This window comes from Providencia sp. PROV200, assembly GCF_049901995.1.
GTDB classification, from domain to species: Bacteria; Pseudomonadota; Gammaproteobacteria; order Enterobacterales; family Enterobacteriaceae; genus Providencia; species Providencia rettgeri_E.
On the sequence record NZ_CP096307.1, the window covers coordinates 1097433 to 1114314 of the forward strand.

The following is a 16882-nucleotide window of genomic DNA, read 5'->3' on the forward strand; positions in this document are numbered from 1 at the left end:
TCCACCTATTGATTTCCTAGGTTATTATTAATTATCTCAGTAACTATTTTGTCGACAGGAGACATATCCACCGCTAGTGCAGCGGTATGGTAAGCGGGGGTGTCGCGCATCCCTTTAGAAAGTACTTTGCCGTTTTTATCTAACGTATCAACCGTCACTTCGGTGGATAAACCGATACGTAGTGGATGCTCTTCAAGCTGAGTTTCATCTAAGGCAATACGTACAGGAAGGCGCTGGACGACCTTGATCCAGTTACCACTGGCATTTTGTGCAGGTAATAAAGAGAATGCGCTACCTGTTCCCATATCAAGTCCCACAACAGTGCCGTTGAATACGATATCTTTACCGTAAAAATCAGTCGTGACCTTCGCTGACTGGCCGATTCGCATATCTGCAAGTTGTGTTTCTTTAAAGTTCGCATCAATCCACATTCCCTTGGAAGGGACGATGGCCATTAACGGTGTTGAAGGGGTGATTTGTGAGCCCACTTGTACACTGCGACGAGAAACATAGCCATCAACAGGGCTAACAATTTTAGTTCGTTGTAAGGTCAGCCAAGCATTTCTAACTTGGGTCGCTGCTTGTTCTACAGCCGGTTGTTTTTCAATTGAGCTATTTAAAACGATGGCTTGATTCGCATTATACTGTTCTATTGCCATGTCTAACGCAGCTTTTGCACTGACAACGGCTTCTCTAGCGTGTTGCAGTTCTTCTTTACCAATAACATGGCTGCTGCCTAACACTTCTCGACGTTTTAAATCATTCTGTAAGCGGTTTAATTCAGAACGTTTTACCTGAATATTGGCTTGGAGTTGGCGGCTATTAACCATGTGCTGGCGGGTCTGACGCACGCTATTTGCTAATTCTGTTTTTGCTTTATCGAGGGTTAACTCGGCATCTCGTGGGTCGAGTTCAACCAAAACGGTACCACTGGTTACAAAATCGGTATTATCCACATTGACCGTCATGACGCTCCCGGAAACTTGGGATTGTATTTGCACCTGATTCCCCGCGACATAAGCGTTGTCTGTTGACTCATAGTGGCGAAGAACGAGATACCAGTAGACCCCCCAGCCAACGCCTATAATAATAAACAATAGCGTCAAAAAGATAAGCGCATTTTTGCGTTGTCTTTTTTTATTTGGTTGGTGAGTTTGCGTTTGTTGCATTTCCTCAGGGGAACTCATACTCGTATTTCTCCATTTTTATGGATAAGGATCACGGTTGTTTCCAGTAGTTAGGTGTTAACCACTGGAAACTGAGACTACAAATGATTTTGCTGTTTGATGGGATATCGTAAAGCATAAGGGTGAAAGGATAATGATATATTATTGGGTGAAAAGTTTTTTTTCACCGTTGAGCTTAAGAATGGCTCAAATACATTAACCTTACAAAAATAATGGTTAATCTTTTATAGTATCCAGTTTTGTCAGTAATTTACGCATCAGCGTATTAAGTTGTTGTTTTTCATCAATATCTAAAACAGACCAAATATCAATTAATGCGCTGTGTTGAGGTGGTAATAGACCATTTAAAAATTCAGCCCCTTTTTCTGTGAGGTGTAGATGAAGGCAACGTCTATCATTGTGACTCTCTTTGCGTTCAATCCAACCATTTTTTTCCAGTTCATCTGCAATGCGTGTCGCATTGGTTCGAGAGGAACCAAGGGCAGCACTGAGTTCAGATGGCTGAATACTGCGGGAGTCTTTTGTATCAAGGATCATGAGCGCCATAAATAGTGTTTCATTAATACCTTGGGACCTTAACATATTATTTCGCGCTTCAAGTAATTTCCCATGAACATGCATACATAGGCGTGTTAAAAGAATTTCTTGATACGGAATAGGGTTTTCATGTGAATCTTGCTGTTCTACACGAGTATTGAGTAACTCTTCAGTAGGTGTAAATGAACTTTCCATTATTGGGATACCTTATTAGTTTCAGTTGGTAAGATTACAACTGTCATCAACCATCTAAATGGTATATTAAAAGATAGAATTAGCAATTGTACTTAATTAATATCGCCGATTTTATTTTGATAATGATACATGATTCATAAATTTTATGAATGTAATTTACCTATTCTAGTATAGCGTACTAACTATTTTATACTGATAGCGTCACTTTTGGTTGCAAAATAACCAATTTAACACTCAATTAAAGGCTAATTTCAATCATATGAAACAATATATAATCACATGACATTAACTCAATACCATTTTTTTTGTTACCCAATAATTACAACTTAGATAGATACACTTAGCTAATAGGTATAACTACCTATTTTTGTGTAATTAAAACATTATTTGACGTAACAGTAATTTGAGATCTTAACAGTTATACTACCTTTTTATAGAGTCATTGTATTTGTTTAACTGTGTCATTCACTAATATTTACTTTGTTTACTATTACAGTTGATAACTATTAGTTCTATGATAAATGGTTTACTTGTTCAACATATTGGTAGATAAGATTGAGGCTCATCACTTTAATGTATTATGATTTTTTATATATTAAGGAGAGCTCAAAAAATCGTTATCTAAAAAGAGATTGATATCAGTATGAGTAGCAACTAGTCATCAGTTATGGTGATGATGGGATCAAAACGAATACCAATAGCCCAAATGATTAAACTTAGGGTCGTCAAAATTGCCCCTGCAACAGCTACGCCTTCCCAACCTGCATGTTCATAGGCATAACCTGAAAGCAGGGAGCCGAGTGCTCCGCCTATGAAATAACTCGTCATATAGCCGGCCGTTAGGCGATTGCGCGCTTCGGGTAATATACGATATAACGTACTCTGGCTCGTGACATGGACGGCTTGCACCGCAAGGTCTAGCACCAAAACTCCGATGATAAAGGCGACGAGAGAATATTTAGCTAAACCGATGGGTATCCAGGACAATAGTAATAAAACTAGTCCGATTGTTGTGATGATTTTTCCTTTTCCTTTATCGACAAGATGCCCTGCTTGGGAAGCCATGAGTGCACCTGCGGCACCGACTAGGCCAAATAAGCCAATAGTCCCTTCAGAATAGTTGAATGGTGGGCTGGCTAACAAAAAAGCCATTGCTGTCCATAACAAACCAAAATTGGCAAATGATAATGCACCGAGCGAAGCGCGTACCGCAAGTACTGGGGTTCCAAAAAATAGTCGGCCAATAGAGCAAATCAGCTGAAAATAGTTTAGGTTGGTTTTTTGATGGTAACGAGGGAGTTTAATTGCTAGAACAATCATTAACAGCATCAATAATGCAAAAGCCACCCAATAGATAGCACGCCAACCACCGACCATAGCAACAGCGCCTGAAACGGTTCTTGCAAGTAGAATTCCCAGTAATAACCCACTCATGATCATTCCTACCGCTTTACCGCGTTTATGTGGCTTAGCAATAGATGCAGCGAGTGGGATCAGGACCTGTGCGACAACAGAAAACAGCCCTGTCAGGGCGGTACCTAAAAGGATTTGCCAAACATTATTTGAAAGCGCTGTAATTAATAACCCTAATGCCGAAAGAAAGGTCATGGTTAAAATTAAACGCTTACGTTCAAACAAGTCGCCCAAAGGGACTAAAAAAAGTAAACCTGCCGCATAGCCCAGCTGGGCCGCAGTGACAATAAACCCAGCCATATTCGTGGTTAAATTAAACTGCCCCGCAATAGTGTCTAAAAGCGGTTGAGCATAGTAATTACTGGCAACGACGAGACCTGTGGCAATGGCCATTAAAATAGTGAGGCCTGTTGTTAGCTCTGCAGTTTGGGTCTGTTTCATGAGGATTACCTATTATTAGCTAGGCGACTACTATAAACAAAATTTATTACCTTGGTTTATTTCTTTTTGTCATTGATACAAAAAAGCCACCGGCTAGGGTGGCTAAGGTTATTAATTGGGTTGTTTGTTCTTATTTAGCGGCTGCTTGGGCTTCCTTTACCCAACCATCAAAAGTGGATTGGTGAGCTTTGATCCAAGCATTTGTGTGGCGCTGAATGTCTGATTGTGATGCTTCACCGTTATGCATTCTTAAATTCTGCGCATTAATATCGGCAATAGGCAGCTTCATTACTTCAAATAATTTTGCTGCAGCAGGGTTATCCGCAGCCCATTTTTTATTGGCGACGATATGCATGGTATTCGGTGGGAAACCATAGTTTTTTCCGTTAGGTAATGCGGTATCTGTTTTTTCACCATTTGGCATTGAAGAGAATGGTACTTCTAACCAGACCACGTCACGACCCGGCTTGAGGACATCACTTATCCAGTAAGGCGTCCAAGTATAATATAAAATAGGCTTACCTTCTTTATATCGGGTAATGGTATCCGCCATCATCGCGGCGTAGTTACCTTGGTTATGGTCGACCGTTTTTTCTAGGTCATAAGCTTTTAAGTGGTTATTAATCGCAGCTTCACAGCCCCAACCTGGGTTACATCCCGTTAAATCCGCTTTACCATTACCATTTGAATCGAAGAGTTTAGCAATTTTAGGGTCTTTGAGTTGCTCAACATTGGTAATGTTGTATTTCTCAGCCGTTTTTTTGTCAATAAGGTAGCCTTGGGCCGCATTGACAACATAGTTGCCTTGGCGGTAGAACACATTATCACCGCCAGCGGCGTCATATTGCGCATTATGTAAAGGAACCCAGCTGGTGGCTAAGTAAGTTGCATCACCGTTCGCAATAGAGGCGTAAGCCACGTTATAGTCGACCTCTTTGATAGGTTGAACATCATAGCCGAGCTCTTCAAGGGCTTTCGCCACAATCAGTGTTTGGAACGTTTCCTCACTGATCGTACTTTGAACAGGGTTAATTTTTATCCCTTTGCCCGGTAGGTCGTCAGCACTTGCTAATGGGACGGTAAATATGGCTGTTAGTGCAGATGCAAGAATGATTTTATGTTTCATTATATTGTTCCCTCTGTTTTTTCGCAGCGAGCTTGGCTTTAAAGTTAAGAGCCAAGTTAGGTGCCACGTGAATGGCACTCAGGTGAATGGAGGATGTTTTGATTAATGGTTTTTTTTACAAAATGGGCGCATAACTAACCCAATAGGGCCTTTTTGATACCAACGACATGATGTTTTGCCGCGCGTATCTTGCCCCAAAGATTGGGTAAAACGGTCTAAAATGATAGCTAGGATAACAATACCGACCCCTCCGACAGATGCGAGACCCATATCAAGGCGACCAATACCCCGTAAGACCATTTGGCCTAAGCCTCCGACGGCGATCATTGATGCGATAACAACCATCGACAGCGCTAACATTAAGGTTTGGTTTACCCCGGCCATAATGGTTGGCATTGCCAGTGGCAATTGCACTTTAAATAGCATTTGGCGGGGACTTGCACCGAATGACTCAGCGGCTTCAATTAAGTCAGCTGGGACTTGTTTGATCCCTAAAATGGTTAAACGAATGATTGGCGGTAGAGCAAATATTATGGTGACGACGACACCAGGCACATTACCGATACCAAATAACATAACAATCGGGACTAAATAGACAAATGCGGGTGTGGTTTGCATCGCATCAAGTAATGGGCGAATAACTTTAGCGGCTCTATCACTACGCGCTAGCCAAATACCTAACGGTAGTCCTATCACAATACAAAATAGTAAAGACGTGAGGACCAGAGAGAGTGTCACCATGGCTTCCGACCAAGCCCCAATTGCTCCGATGACTATCATCGAAATAAATGTGGCCACACCCATTGCACGTCCTGCTAATTGCCAAGCGAGTAACGCGAAAATGATAATGGCAACGGGGGACGGAAGTGAGGTAAGAAATTGTTCAAACCCACTCAAAATGAAATCAATAGGGGCTCGTATCCCTTGGAATACCGGACGAAAGTTGAGGACAACCCAGTCAATTGCATGCGCAACCCATGAATCAAGGGGGATCAGTGTGTGCTGGAAGGGATCCATAATATTAAACTGGTCAGGTATGATGCTATCTGTTGGGGCGGCATCAAGCCAATCACTCGAACTGGTATCAGCAGGTGTTGTTGTGTCCGATGCATTGCCCCAAGGATCATCCGCAGAGGTATTTGTCTCGCTAGAGCTTGTTGCTGCCCATGGGTCATCAGCTGGTGTATTTTCAGTACCTTGTGTTGGTGTATCAGTGACTTCAGTATCAGCCCATGGATCTTGTTGGTTCGTCGTTGTTTCTTGATTTTGCTTACTCATTTGGTGTCTCCTTATCCAGCGCTTGTAACAGCATTCCTTTTGAAATCACGCCCAAATACCGGTTTTTTTCGTTAATAACCGGAACGGCGCAAGGGGCCTGTGCTACTGTAGAAATAACTTCATTTAAGGATGTATCACCTTGAATGGGTTCGATATCAGTTAAAATTGCGGCTTCAATACCTGCTTTTTCATGAAGCGCTTTCTCTAAGGATTCAACAGAAACCACACCAGCAAAAGTATGTCCTCGAGAGATTAAATAACCGTGATAGCGATCTTCATCGTTGAGGACTTTTAGCGCGGAACGGGGACCAAAACCCGGTGCGATGTGCAATAGAGCATTTGGCCGTCTGCGTGCGATGTCCTTAGCACTGAAAACTTGGCTGATATCTACACCGCGGAAAAAGGTCTTAACGTAGTCATTCGCGGGGTTATTGAGTATCTCATCAGGTGTGCCGACCTGAACGACAACGCCTCCTTGCATAATGGCAATGCGGTCACCAATTCTCATGGCTTCATCAAGATCATGGGAAATAAAGACAATCGTGCGTTGTTTGTCCCCTTGCAAGGAGAGCAGTTCATCTTGCATTTCAGTACGGATTAATGGGTCGAGAGCTGAGAATGCTTCATCCATTAACAGAATATCAGGATCATTGGCGAGTGCTCTGGCTAACCCGATACGTTGGCGCATCCCGCCAGATAGCTCATCTGGATATGAATTTGCCCATTTTTCAAGGTTAACTTGCTCAAGCGCATTCATGGCTTTCTTATGGCGCTCTTCTTTTGGGATACCAGAAAGTTCCATGCCAAAAGCAGTGTTATCGATAACGCTCATATGTGGCATCAATGCAAAGGATTGAAACACCATACTAATTTTTGTTCGCCTAACTTCGCGCAGTGCTTTGTCAGAGATATTGGAAATATCGTCTCCATCTATCATGACTTGCCCGCTAGTCGGTTCTATCAGGCGATTGAGGAGGCGCACCAAGGTCGATTTCCCTGAGCCAGAAAGTCCCATGACAACAAAGATTTCGCCTTCTTCAATCGTCAGATTAACATCTTGAACACCTACGGTAAGGCCTGTTTTTTCAAAGATATCATCTTTATTCATACCTGATTCTAATAGCTTAAATGCTTGATCAGGGTTATCCCCAAATATTTTATATAAATTTTTAACTTGTAATTTTATTGCCATATATTATTTACCCAATTTTCAATCAACAAGGAAGATAAATTACCTATATTGAATGTGATGAATTCTATAGTGATAGTTAACACTATGTTTCCTAACTATGCTTTCTAACTATGATTATCCTTTGAAAATTATTAGGGCAGAGATTCCTATATTTAGTTTAATGGGCTAGTTAATTATGGATTAAATTCAAATTCCTCCGTTTGAGTTATTAGTAAAATTTGCAAGCAATAAACCCTAGCATAATAAAATCAGCTGACAACCCTAGGTTAAGTATAATTAATCAAAAAATTAGAGAGGAATAATGATTTTATTCGTGTAAATAAAATCGATATCTAAGCTATATACTAATGACCTCTATAATATTCATGTTAATGTTAACTTGCTGGTGAGATTGAATTTATTTAAAAATAATTTACATTTAATTTATCAATGTGGGGATTACATGTTCTGTTCTATTTTTAGGTGAAACAGATGCTAGGTTGATAGGTGAAAAAAAAAGAAATTAACAGTGAATACATTAATTAAATTTATCTAAAATGAGGTGAAACTTGATTGAATTGAGAAATAAGGCCAGGTTAACTCATTAAAAATGAACAATTGAACAGATATACATATAAAAAACGAACGAAATTGTTCGTTTGTTGAACTAAAAAATACCATGATAAATAATTTCGTTATAATTCATCATGGTATGATTTTTATTGTGAGTTATTTTTATTGATAAACCAAATTAACGATTTGGTTAAAAATCCCAGTCATCATCTTCGGTACTGACTGCTTTACCAATAATATAAGATGAACCTGACCCTGAAAAGAAATCATGATTTTCATTTGCATCAGGAGATAATGCCGATAATATCGCGGCACTCACATCGGTCACAGTATCTGGAAATAAGGCTTCATAACCTAAGTTCATTAATGCTTTATTTGCATTGTAATGAAGGAATTTTTTGACATCTTCCGACCACCCTACAGAGTCATAAAGTTCTTGGGTATATCTCACTTCATTTTCATATAAATCGAATAATAATGAAAATGTGAAATCCTTAATTTCTTTTTGGGCATTCTCATCATATTGTGTTAATGATTTTTGGAATTTATAACCAATATAATAGCCATGTATAGCTTCATCTCGAATAATTAAACGTATAAGATCGGCGGTATTAGTTAACTTCCCTCTACTTGACCAATACATCGGTAAATAGAAGCCTGAATAAAATAGGAATGACTCTAAAAAGACGCTAGCGACCTTTTTCTTTAAAGGGTGTGAATCACAATAGTAAGATAGGATGATCTTCGCTTTATTTTGCAATGCAATGTTTTCTTCACTCCAGCGGTATGCATCATCGACATCAATCGTTGAACAAAGTGTTGAAAATATTGAGCTATAAGAGCGTGCATGTACGGCTTCCATAAAACTAATATTTGATAAAACCGCTTCTTCATGAGGTGTTTGAGCATCTGGCATTAAACAAGGCGCACCAACCGTATTTTGAATGGTATCTAGTAGAGTGAGGCCAGTAAATACACGTATAGTCAGCTGTTTTTCTGCAGCAGTTAGGGTATTCCAAGAAGGAATATCATTAGATAATGGCACTTTTTCTGGAAGCCAGAAATTACTGGTTAATCGGTTCCATACTTCTAAGTCTTTATCATCCTGAATGCGGTTCCAATTAATGGCTTTTACTGGTGTGTTAGATGTGCTGGTGGTCATAAATATTTTCCTATTACAAAGTGCAAGATACGCAGCCTTCGACCTCTGTTCCTTCGAGGGCGGTTTGGCGTAATCGGATGTAATACAATGTCTTAATTCCTTTTCGCCAAGCATATATTTGCGCTCGGTTAATATCTCGTGTAGTGGCATCATCTTTAAAAAAGAGTGTCAGAGATAAACCTTGGTCAACGTGCTGAGTTGCCATGGCGTAAGTATCAATAATTTTTTCAGGACCGATTTGGTAAGCATCTTGGTAATATTCTAAGTTCTCATTCGTCATAAAAGGAGCAGGGTAATAAACACGACCAATTTTACCTTCTTTACGAATTTCAATTCGTGAAACAATGGGGTGGATGCTTGATGTTGAATTATTGATGTATGAGATAGACCCTGTAGGCGGGATCGCTTGCAAGTTCTGGTTATAAATCCCATAGGTAATGACAGACTGTTTTAAGGCCTGCCAATCTTCACGAGTTGGAATTTCGATACCCGAACGCCGGAATAATTCCTGAACGGTTTGTGTTTTTGGTAGCCAAATATTGTTGATATATTTATCAAAATAATCACCAGAGGCATAAGTTGAATGTTCAAAACCAACAAATGCAGTTTTTCTTTCAATAGCTAATTGATTGGATGTTTTTAATGCGTAATAGGTGACGGCATAAAAATAGATATTGGTGAAATCGAGCGCTTCTTCTGAGCCGTAATAGATATGCTCCCTTGCCAAGTAGCCATGTAAATTCATTTGCCCTAATCCAATCGCATGTGATTGCCGGTTACCTTCAGCAATGGAAGGGACAGAACGAATATCACTCATATCTGAAACCGCACTCAATGCTCTAACAGCAGCAGCTATTGATTGTGCGAAATTTGGTGAATCCATCGTTTTAGCGATATTCATGGAGCCTAAATTACAGCTAATATCTTTACCAATTTGTTGATAGCTTAAATCGTCTTCATAAACACTTGGGCGATTAACTTGCAGTATTTCTGAGCACAGATTGCTCATATTAATGCGCCCTGCGATAGGGTTAGCTCGGTTGGCCGTATCTTCAAATAAAATATACGGATATCCAGATTCAAACTGGATCTCAGCTAAAGTTTGGAAAAACTCACGCGCATTAATTTTGTATTTTTTTATCCCTTTGTTATTGACCATTTCATGGTATTTGTCTGTAACACTAATCTCAGACATAGGGACACCATAGATGCGCTCAATATCATAAGGGGAGAACAAATACATGTCCTGGTTATCTTTCGCTAGTTGGAAAGTGATATCAGGGATCACGACCCCTAAAGATAGTGTTTTAATCCGTATTTTTTCATCCGCATTTTCACGCTTAGTGTCAAGAAAACGCATAATATCAGGGTGATGAGCGTTCAAATAGACTGCACCAGCACCTTGCCTAGCACCGAGTTGGTTCGCATAAGAAAATGCGTCTTCCAACATTTTCATGACAGGAACAACCCCAGAAGATTGGTTTTCAATCAATTTTATTGGGGCGCCTTGCTCGCGTAAATTAGTCATCAGAAAGGCGACACCACCCCCGCGTTTGGATAACTGCAAAGCGGAATTTACTGAGCGACCAATGGATTCCATGTTATCTTCGATTCTTAAAAGAAAACAAGAAATTAGCTCACCGCGTTGTTTTTTTCCGCAGTTCAGGAAAGTGGGCGTTGCAGGTTGAAAACGACCCGTAATAATTTCATCGACATATAACTTAGCAAGGGACTCATCTCCTTGAGCAAGTGTTAAGGCAACCATACAGACGCGATCTTCATAGCGTTCGAGATAGCGTTTGCCATCAAAAGTTTTCAGTGTATAGCTAGTGTAATATTTAAAGGCACCTAGGAATGTTTGAAAACGGAATTTGTGAGCGTATGCCTGTTTAAATAATGCTTTGATAAATTCAAAGTCATATTGTTCTAATACACTTTCTTCGTAATAATTTTCTTGTACTAAAAAGTCTAATTTTTCTTTTAAATCATGGAAAAATACGGTGTTTTGGTTCACATGCTGTCGAAAATAGTGGTGAGCCGCTTCTTTGTCCTTATCAAATTGAATACGGCCTTCGTTATCATATAAATTTAACATTGCATTGAGTGCATGATAATCGACATCTGATGTATTTTGCATTTTATCCATTTGAAATAACTCTAGTTGTTTGTACGTTGCCAAAATGTTTTTAGGCCTCGTTGAACGGATTGAACATCTTTATCAGTACCAAGAAGTTCAAAACGATATAGGTAGGGGACATGGCATTTTTGCGCGATGATATCTCCAGCGATCGCATAGGCATCACCAAAATTGGTATTACCCGCGGCAATAACACCACGGATAAGTGCGCGATTGACGTCAATATTAAGAAATTGGATCACTTCTTTTGGAACGGCACCTTTTGTTCCGCCACCACCGTAGGTCGGTAGTAATAAAACATACGGCTTTGTTGCAATTAGGCTACTTTCATGATTGCCAATAGGTAGCCGTGTTGCAGGGACATCTAGCTTTTCAATAAAGCGATGACAATTTTCTGAGCGACTTGAAAAATAGATGAGTGATTCCGTTTCCATGACGTCACCTAAGCGGCTAATAGGCTAATCATGTCTGGCCGAAAACCCGCCCAATGTTTGTCACCCGCAATAACGACAGGGACTTGCTGATAGCCTAATTTTTTTACAAGTTCAAGGGCTTGACTATCTTCAGTAAGGTCAATTATTTGGTAGGGAATCGCTTTGCGATCTAAGGCTTGATAAGTAGCATTACACTGAACGCAGTTAGGTTTACTATAAATGGTAATCTCAGCCATGTTATTTACCTTTTGAATGTTTATTAGCATTAAAAATAAGATATGCGATACACAAATACTATATATGGATTTTAAATTTATCAACCATACAATATGTAGTGAATATGAAATGTTGAATGATAATTATTCTAATTGTTGGCTAGGTGGTTATTAACATTGAAAATAAAAAAATAGTGTATTAGATGATTCAAAGAGACACTCTAAGAAAAAAGATCATTGCAAAGTGGAAATAATTTACTCTATAACTGTATATACAATCAGGTAATTGAGTCCTTTTGAGGAGATACTATGTACCATCAATATTTAGCAACCCCGGATAAATTTCCTAAACCGTGGATCCATATTACGGCTGATGATGACGGAGTAACTAGCCTCTATTTTGTTGATGAAAAAACAGAAAAAGAAACGAAGAATGATCATTCCAAGCTTTGCGTGAAAGAATTAAAGGAATATTTTAATCACAAAAGAACCGCGTTTACGGTTGCATTAAACCCACAGGGAACAGAATTTCAGAAAAAAGTCTGGAAACACCTTTGTGGGATCCCTTATGGGGAGCGATGGAGTTATAAAGATTTGGCCTTAAAGCTAGGATCCGTTAATTATTGCCGTGCAGTCGGTATGGCAAACTCCCGTAATCCAATCTCATTAATTGTTCCTTGTCATCGAGTTCTTGGACACGATGGGAAATTAGTGGGATATACAGGGGGCTTAGATATTAAAGATTGGTTACTGTTGCATGAGAAGTAAAATCTAAATAATTAACTATAAGTAATACTATTAGTTGTGATAATTACTATTGTTAAGAATTATTATCGAAATTAGAGCCTATTCTGTCGATAAATAATATTTTTTTACCTTTTTAGTCCATTTTCGTGATCTAGGTTGTAGACAAGTAACTGAGAAATCTGATGTACTGAGCTCGATACAGATGGTGTGTCTATTTTATTTTAAAGGTAATATTTGATGTCTAAAGTTAAAGGTAACGTTAAGTGGTTCAACGAATCTAAAGGTTTTGGTTTTATCACTCCAGAAGATGGTAGCAAAGATGTATTTGTTCACTTTTCTGCGATTATGGGCGATGGTTTTAAAACCTTAGCTGAAGGCCAAAAAGTAGAATTTGAAATTACTGAAGGTGCTAAAGGCCCATCTGCTGCTAACGTTATTCCTCTGTAATTTTTATAATTACGATTAAAACGAACAGCTGAAAACTCGCCCTAGCTATCTAGGGCGAGTTTTTTTATCTATAAAAAATAAAAAAGGCCTGATATAAACCAGACCTTTTCATCTATAAATTAACCCGTTGAGACTATTTAACTTCTTCACCTTTAGCTTGTAAATCAGCGTGGTAAGAAGAGCGAACGAATGGGCCACAAGCCGCGTGAGTGAAGCCCATAGCCATGGCTTCTTCTTTCATTTCATCGAACTCAGCAGGGCTGACATAGCGTTTGACGGGTAAGTGATGGCGACTTGGTTGTAAGTATTGGCCTAGTGTAAGCATCGTTACACCATGGCGACGTAAATCGCGCATAACTTCAATGATCTCTTCATTGGTTTCACCAAGACCGACCATTAACCCAGATTTAGTTGGGATGTCGGGGTGCGCTTCTTTAAATTTTTCGAGTAATTTTAAAGACCATTCATAGTTAGCACCTGGACGAACTTGGCGGTAAACACGCGGCACGTTTTCAAGGTTATGGTTAAACACATCTGGCGGTGTTGCGGTTAAAATCTCTAACGCGCGATCCATACGACCGCGGAAATCAGGAACCAGTGTTTCAATTTTAATTGATGGGCTTTTTTCACGAATAGCACGAATGCAATCAGCAAAATGTTGTGCTCCGCCATCACGTAGGTCATCACGGTCAACTGATGTGATGACAACATAGCGTAATGCCATATCTTTAATTGTTTGCGCTAATTTTTCAGGTTCGTTTGCATCCGGTGCATTGGGTCGACCATGGGCCACATCACAGAATGGGCAACGGCGGGTACAAATAGCGCCCAAAATCATAAAGGTCGCAGTACCGTGGTTAAAACACTCAGAAAGGTTAGGGCATGAAGCCTCTTCACACACAGAGTGTAAGCCATTTTTACGCATGGCGGCTTTAATACCTTGAATACGAGTGGAATCAGCCGGCAGCCTAATTTTCATCCAGTCAGGTTTACGTAGAATCTCTTCTCGTTCAGTCACAACGTTTTTGACAGGGATCAGCGCCATTTTGTCGGCGTCACGATATTTAATTCCGCGTTCTATCTGAATTGGTTTACTCATAATATGACGGTTCCAGTTATCTTTTATGCTGATGGATAAGTGATAATTCTAAATAAAACTAAATGGAGGCTGTTATCCATTCATTAAAATAATTTTTAAAATTGTTAAAAATTATAGCATTATTATTGAACAATATGAAATCCCAGTGTGTCACAGAATTGGCGAATTAGCACAGGCTGAACATCAGAAACTGACACTTTGGGAGCAAGGTCACTCACCTGAGTCATTTTTAATTCGCTGTAACCACAAGGGTTAATGCGGTTAAAGGGTTCAAGATCCATATCAATATTTAATGCGAGACCATGAAAAGAACAACCTTGCCGTATGCGTAATCCGAGGGAGCAAATTTTATCGCCATTAACATAGACACCAGGAGCATCAGGGCGAGGATACGCTGCAATATTAAAATGGGCAAGGGTATTTACGACGGTATTTTCTAGTGCGCTGACGAGTTCTCTGACACCAATTTTATTGCGTTTTAAGTCAAGCATCACGTACATCACTTGCTGTCCTGGGCCATGGTAGGTGACTTGGCCACCTCTATCACTTTGAATGACTGGAATATCCCCAGGCGCCAGAACGTGTTCTGCTTTTCCGGCTTGGCCTTGAGTAAATACGCGAGGATGTTCAACCAGCCATATTTCATCATGAGTTTCAGGCGTACGGTGTTCAGTGAAATGGTGCATCGCATCAGAAACAGTTTGATAAGGAGCAAGGCCGAGTTGGCGTATGGTTATACATCTATCTGACAAAATTTAGGTGTCCACGTTGTCTTTATCGTTGCGGGCAGTATAACGCCTATGTTTGCCATACTTCAAGCTAACATCGTATCTGGTACTTGCATAAAATGTGATTCAAATTGGAATCAAATGTTATTTAGGTGTAAATGTAATCCACGCTAAAGTAGAGGAACAAAACGAAAAAAGGCCGAATAGCAACAGACTATTCGGCCTTTGATGTGGGTCTTTAATACAGTTTTGATTAAAGCACTACTTTCACTAACTCTAATGCACCTAACTCAGTATACAAGGTTTCAACTTGTTCAATATGAGTTGCATTAATAGTAATAGAAACTGAGTGATAATTGCCTTTGCTACTTGGTTTTACGTCTGGGCTATAGTCACCTGGCGCATGGCGCTGTACCACTTCAACCACTTGATCAACCAGTTCAGGCTGTGCCAAGCCCATTACTTTGTAGGTTAATGGACATGGGAACTCAAGCAGTTCACCTAATTTCGTTTTCATGGGCACTCCTAATTTTTAAATTGGGCTGCTGGCTGAAAAAGATTGGCTGGTATTATTAAACCAGCCAATGAGAAGTATTCATCCAACAAACATTTCGATACTTACTATATTTCAATATTTACTATATGAGGGCGACTTGTTTTAGTTTCAAGTCTTAACCAAACCAGCGATGAAAGAGTAACTTGATGTAGTCAATTAATCGGCTGAAGAAACCACCTTCTTCAACATCTTTTAACACCGCTAGAGGGTGTTGTTCGATGATTTTGCCATCAAGCTGAAAGCTAATTGTTCCGACTTGTTGGCCTTTGGTTAACGGGGCTTCGAGCTCAGCTGTCGATAATTCATAGCTAGCTTTTAAATCTTTTAAGCGGCCACGTGGGATTGTGAGGTATAAATCTTCTGTGACACCTAATTTTACTTCATTTTCATCACCAAACCAGACTGGCACACTGGCAAAGTCAACATTGGCTTGTAATGGCTTAACGGTTTCATAAAAACGGAAGCCATAAGTGAGTAATTTTTTGCTCTCTGCATCACGGCCTTTGCTGCTTTTACCCCCCATAACAACGGAGATCAGGCGCATGTCGCCTTCGGTTGCTGATGCGACAAGGTTGTAGCCCGCGGCATTAGTATGGCCTGTTTTGATGCCATCAACAGCTAAGCTCTTATCCCACAGCAGCCCATTGCGATTTGTTTGGCGGATATTGTTAAAGGTAAATTCTTTCTCTTTATAGATAGCGTATTCTTCAGGTACATCACGCACTAGCGCTTGGCCAATAAGGGCCATATCACGGGCTGAGCTGTACTGACCATCCGCATCTAAACCATGAACCGTTTCAAAATGGGTGTTTTTTAGCCCTAATTTGTTCACGTAGCCATTCATTAATTGTACAAAGTTGGTTTGGTCACCTGCAATATAGTCGGCCATTGCAACACAAGCATCGTTACCTGATTGCAAATTAATACCCCGAGTTAACTGGGATACGCTAACGCGATCGCCAGGTTTTAAGAACATCAATGATGAGCCTTTAAATATTGGGTTACCCGTCGCCCACGCATCATTTCCAACCGTGACAATATCATTTTCACCAATTTTGCCTGACTTAATTGCCTGACCGATAACATAGCTGGTCATCATTTTAGTCAAACTCGCAGGGTCGCGACGTTGGTCTGCATTACTTTCAGCAAGAACTTTGCCTGAATTATAATCAATTAATATATAAGCTTCTGCATCAATCGCAGGTGCAGCAGGAATTGATGGGGTCGGGAAAGTTTCATTAGCATTTGCAATATTAGCAGTCATAAGAAGGAGTGAGGAGCCCAGCACTGTATGACGCACGATGCGTGATGGAGCGACATTATTCATGGTTTTACCATTACATCCGAAATTCGGTTAACACAAGGAGGCGCAGTTTAGCAAAAGAAAGGGGTAAGAAAAAAGTGACTTTTGCGCTGCACCAATGATTTTTTTGTCA

Annotated in this window: 16 protein-coding genes; 2 read left to right on the forward strand and 14 right to left on the reverse strand. The window is 40.0% G+C overall.

Going from position 1 to position 16882, the window contains the following annotated elements:
* Positions 1-5: 5 nt before the first annotated feature.
* The 10 genes from emrA to nrdH form a co-directional block, all read right to left on the reverse strand.
* Complete coding sequence (gene emrA / locus M1E86_RS04820) at positions 6-1187, reverse strand: multidrug efflux MFS transporter periplasmic adaptor subunit EmrA (RefSeq protein ID WP_213914218.1); 1182 nt, start codon at positions 1185-1187, stop codon at positions 6-8.
* A gap of 216 nt (positions 1188-1403) precedes the next feature.
* Complete coding sequence (gene mprA, locus M1E86_RS04825) at positions 1404-1919, reverse strand: transcriptional repressor MprA (protein ID WP_125894236.1); 516 nt, start codon at positions 1917-1919, stop codon at positions 1404-1406.
* A gap of 654 nt (positions 1920-2573) precedes the next feature.
* The gene (locus tag M1E86_RS04830; RefSeq protein WP_213914219.1) at positions 2574-3773 is read right to left on the reverse strand and encodes an MFS transporter; all 1200 of its coding nucleotides are present in this window, start codon (positions 3771-3773) and stop codon (positions 2574-2576) included.
* Between the two features lie 130 nt (positions 3774-3903).
* Positions 3904-4899 (reverse strand): glycine betaine/L-proline ABC transporter substrate-binding protein ProX, encoded by a 996-nt coding sequence (gene proX / locus M1E86_RS04835; protein ID WP_102138282.1) that lies wholly within the window; start codon positions 4897-4899, stop codon positions 3904-3906.
* 102 nt (positions 4900-5001) lie between these two features.
* Positions 5002-6177, reverse strand: coding sequence for a glycine betaine/L-proline ABC transporter permease ProW (proW, locus tag M1E86_RS04840; protein WP_125894232.1), 1176 nt, complete (start codon positions 6175-6177; stop codon positions 5002-5004).
* Positions 6170-7369, reverse strand: a complete 1200-nt coding sequence (gene proV, locus M1E86_RS04845) for a glycine betaine/L-proline ABC transporter ATP-binding protein ProV (protein ID WP_213914220.1) — start codon at positions 7367-7369, stop codon at positions 6170-6172. The genes proW and proV overlap by 8 nt, the downstream gene beginning before the upstream one ends.
* Before the next feature lie 742 nt (positions 7370-8111).
* Positions 8112-9083 (reverse strand): class 1b ribonucleoside-diphosphate reductase subunit beta, encoded by a 972-nt coding sequence (gene nrdF, locus M1E86_RS04850; RefSeq protein WP_125894228.1) that lies wholly within the window; start codon positions 9081-9083, stop codon positions 8112-8114.
* A gap of 13 nt (positions 9084-9096) precedes the next feature.
* A complete protein-coding gene (gene nrdE / locus M1E86_RS04855) occupies positions 9097-11229 on the reverse strand; it encodes a class 1b ribonucleoside-diphosphate reductase subunit alpha (RefSeq protein WP_213914221.1) in 2133 nt (710 codons plus the stop codon).
* A gap of 11 nt (positions 11230-11240) precedes the next feature.
* A complete protein-coding gene (nrdI, locus tag M1E86_RS04860) occupies positions 11241-11654 on the reverse strand; it encodes a class Ib ribonucleoside-diphosphate reductase assembly flavoprotein NrdI (protein WP_125894224.1) in 414 nt (137 codons plus the stop codon).
* Between the two features lie 8 nt (positions 11655-11662).
* Positions 11663-11890 carry a glutaredoxin-like protein NrdH gene (gene nrdH / locus M1E86_RS04865; RefSeq protein WP_125894222.1) on the reverse strand — a complete coding sequence of 76 codons (228 nt, stop codon included), beginning with the start codon at positions 11888-11890 and terminating at the stop codon, positions 11663-11665.
* 288 nt (positions 11891-12178) lie between these two features.
* On the opposite strand from nrdH, the gene M1E86_RS04870 reads away from it, so the two are divergent.
* On the forward strand, positions 12179-12637 hold the full coding sequence (locus tag M1E86_RS04870; protein ID WP_125894220.1) for a methylated-DNA--[protein]-cysteine S-methyltransferase: 459 nt from the start codon (positions 12179-12181) through the stop codon (positions 12635-12637).
* Positions 12638-12853: 216 nt separating this feature from the next.
* Positions 12854-13063, forward strand: coding sequence for a transcription antiterminator/RNA stability regulator CspE (gene cspE, locus M1E86_RS04875; protein WP_004257099.1), 210 nt, complete (start codon positions 12854-12856; stop codon positions 13061-13063).
* Positions 13064-13196: 133 nt separating this feature from the next.
* On the opposite strand, the gene lipA is transcribed toward cspE, so the two are convergent.
* From lipA to dacA, 4 genes are all read right to left on the reverse strand, one after another.
* Positions 13197-14162 (reverse strand): lipoyl synthase, encoded by a 966-nt coding sequence (gene lipA / locus M1E86_RS04880; RefSeq protein WP_213914222.1) that lies wholly within the window; start codon positions 14160-14162, stop codon positions 13197-13199.
* Positions 14163-14284: 122 nt separating this feature from the next.
* Positions 14285-14914, reverse strand: a complete 630-nt coding sequence (gene lipB / locus M1E86_RS04885; protein ID WP_125894217.1) for a lipoyl(octanoyl) transferase LipB — start codon at positions 14912-14914, stop codon at positions 14285-14287.
* A 229-nt stretch (positions 14915-15143) separates the two neighbouring features.
* The gene (ybeD, locus tag M1E86_RS04890) at positions 15144-15407 is read right to left on the reverse strand and encodes a DUF493 family protein YbeD (protein WP_125894215.1); all 264 of its coding nucleotides are present in this window, start codon (positions 15405-15407) and stop codon (positions 15144-15146) included.
* Positions 15408-15561: 154 nt separating this feature from the next.
* Entirely contained in the window at positions 15562-16773 is a 1212-nt protein-coding gene (dacA, locus tag M1E86_RS04895; RefSeq protein WP_213914223.1) for a D-alanyl-D-alanine carboxypeptidase DacA, read from the reverse strand.
* Between the last annotated feature and the right edge of the window lie 109 nt (positions 16774-16882).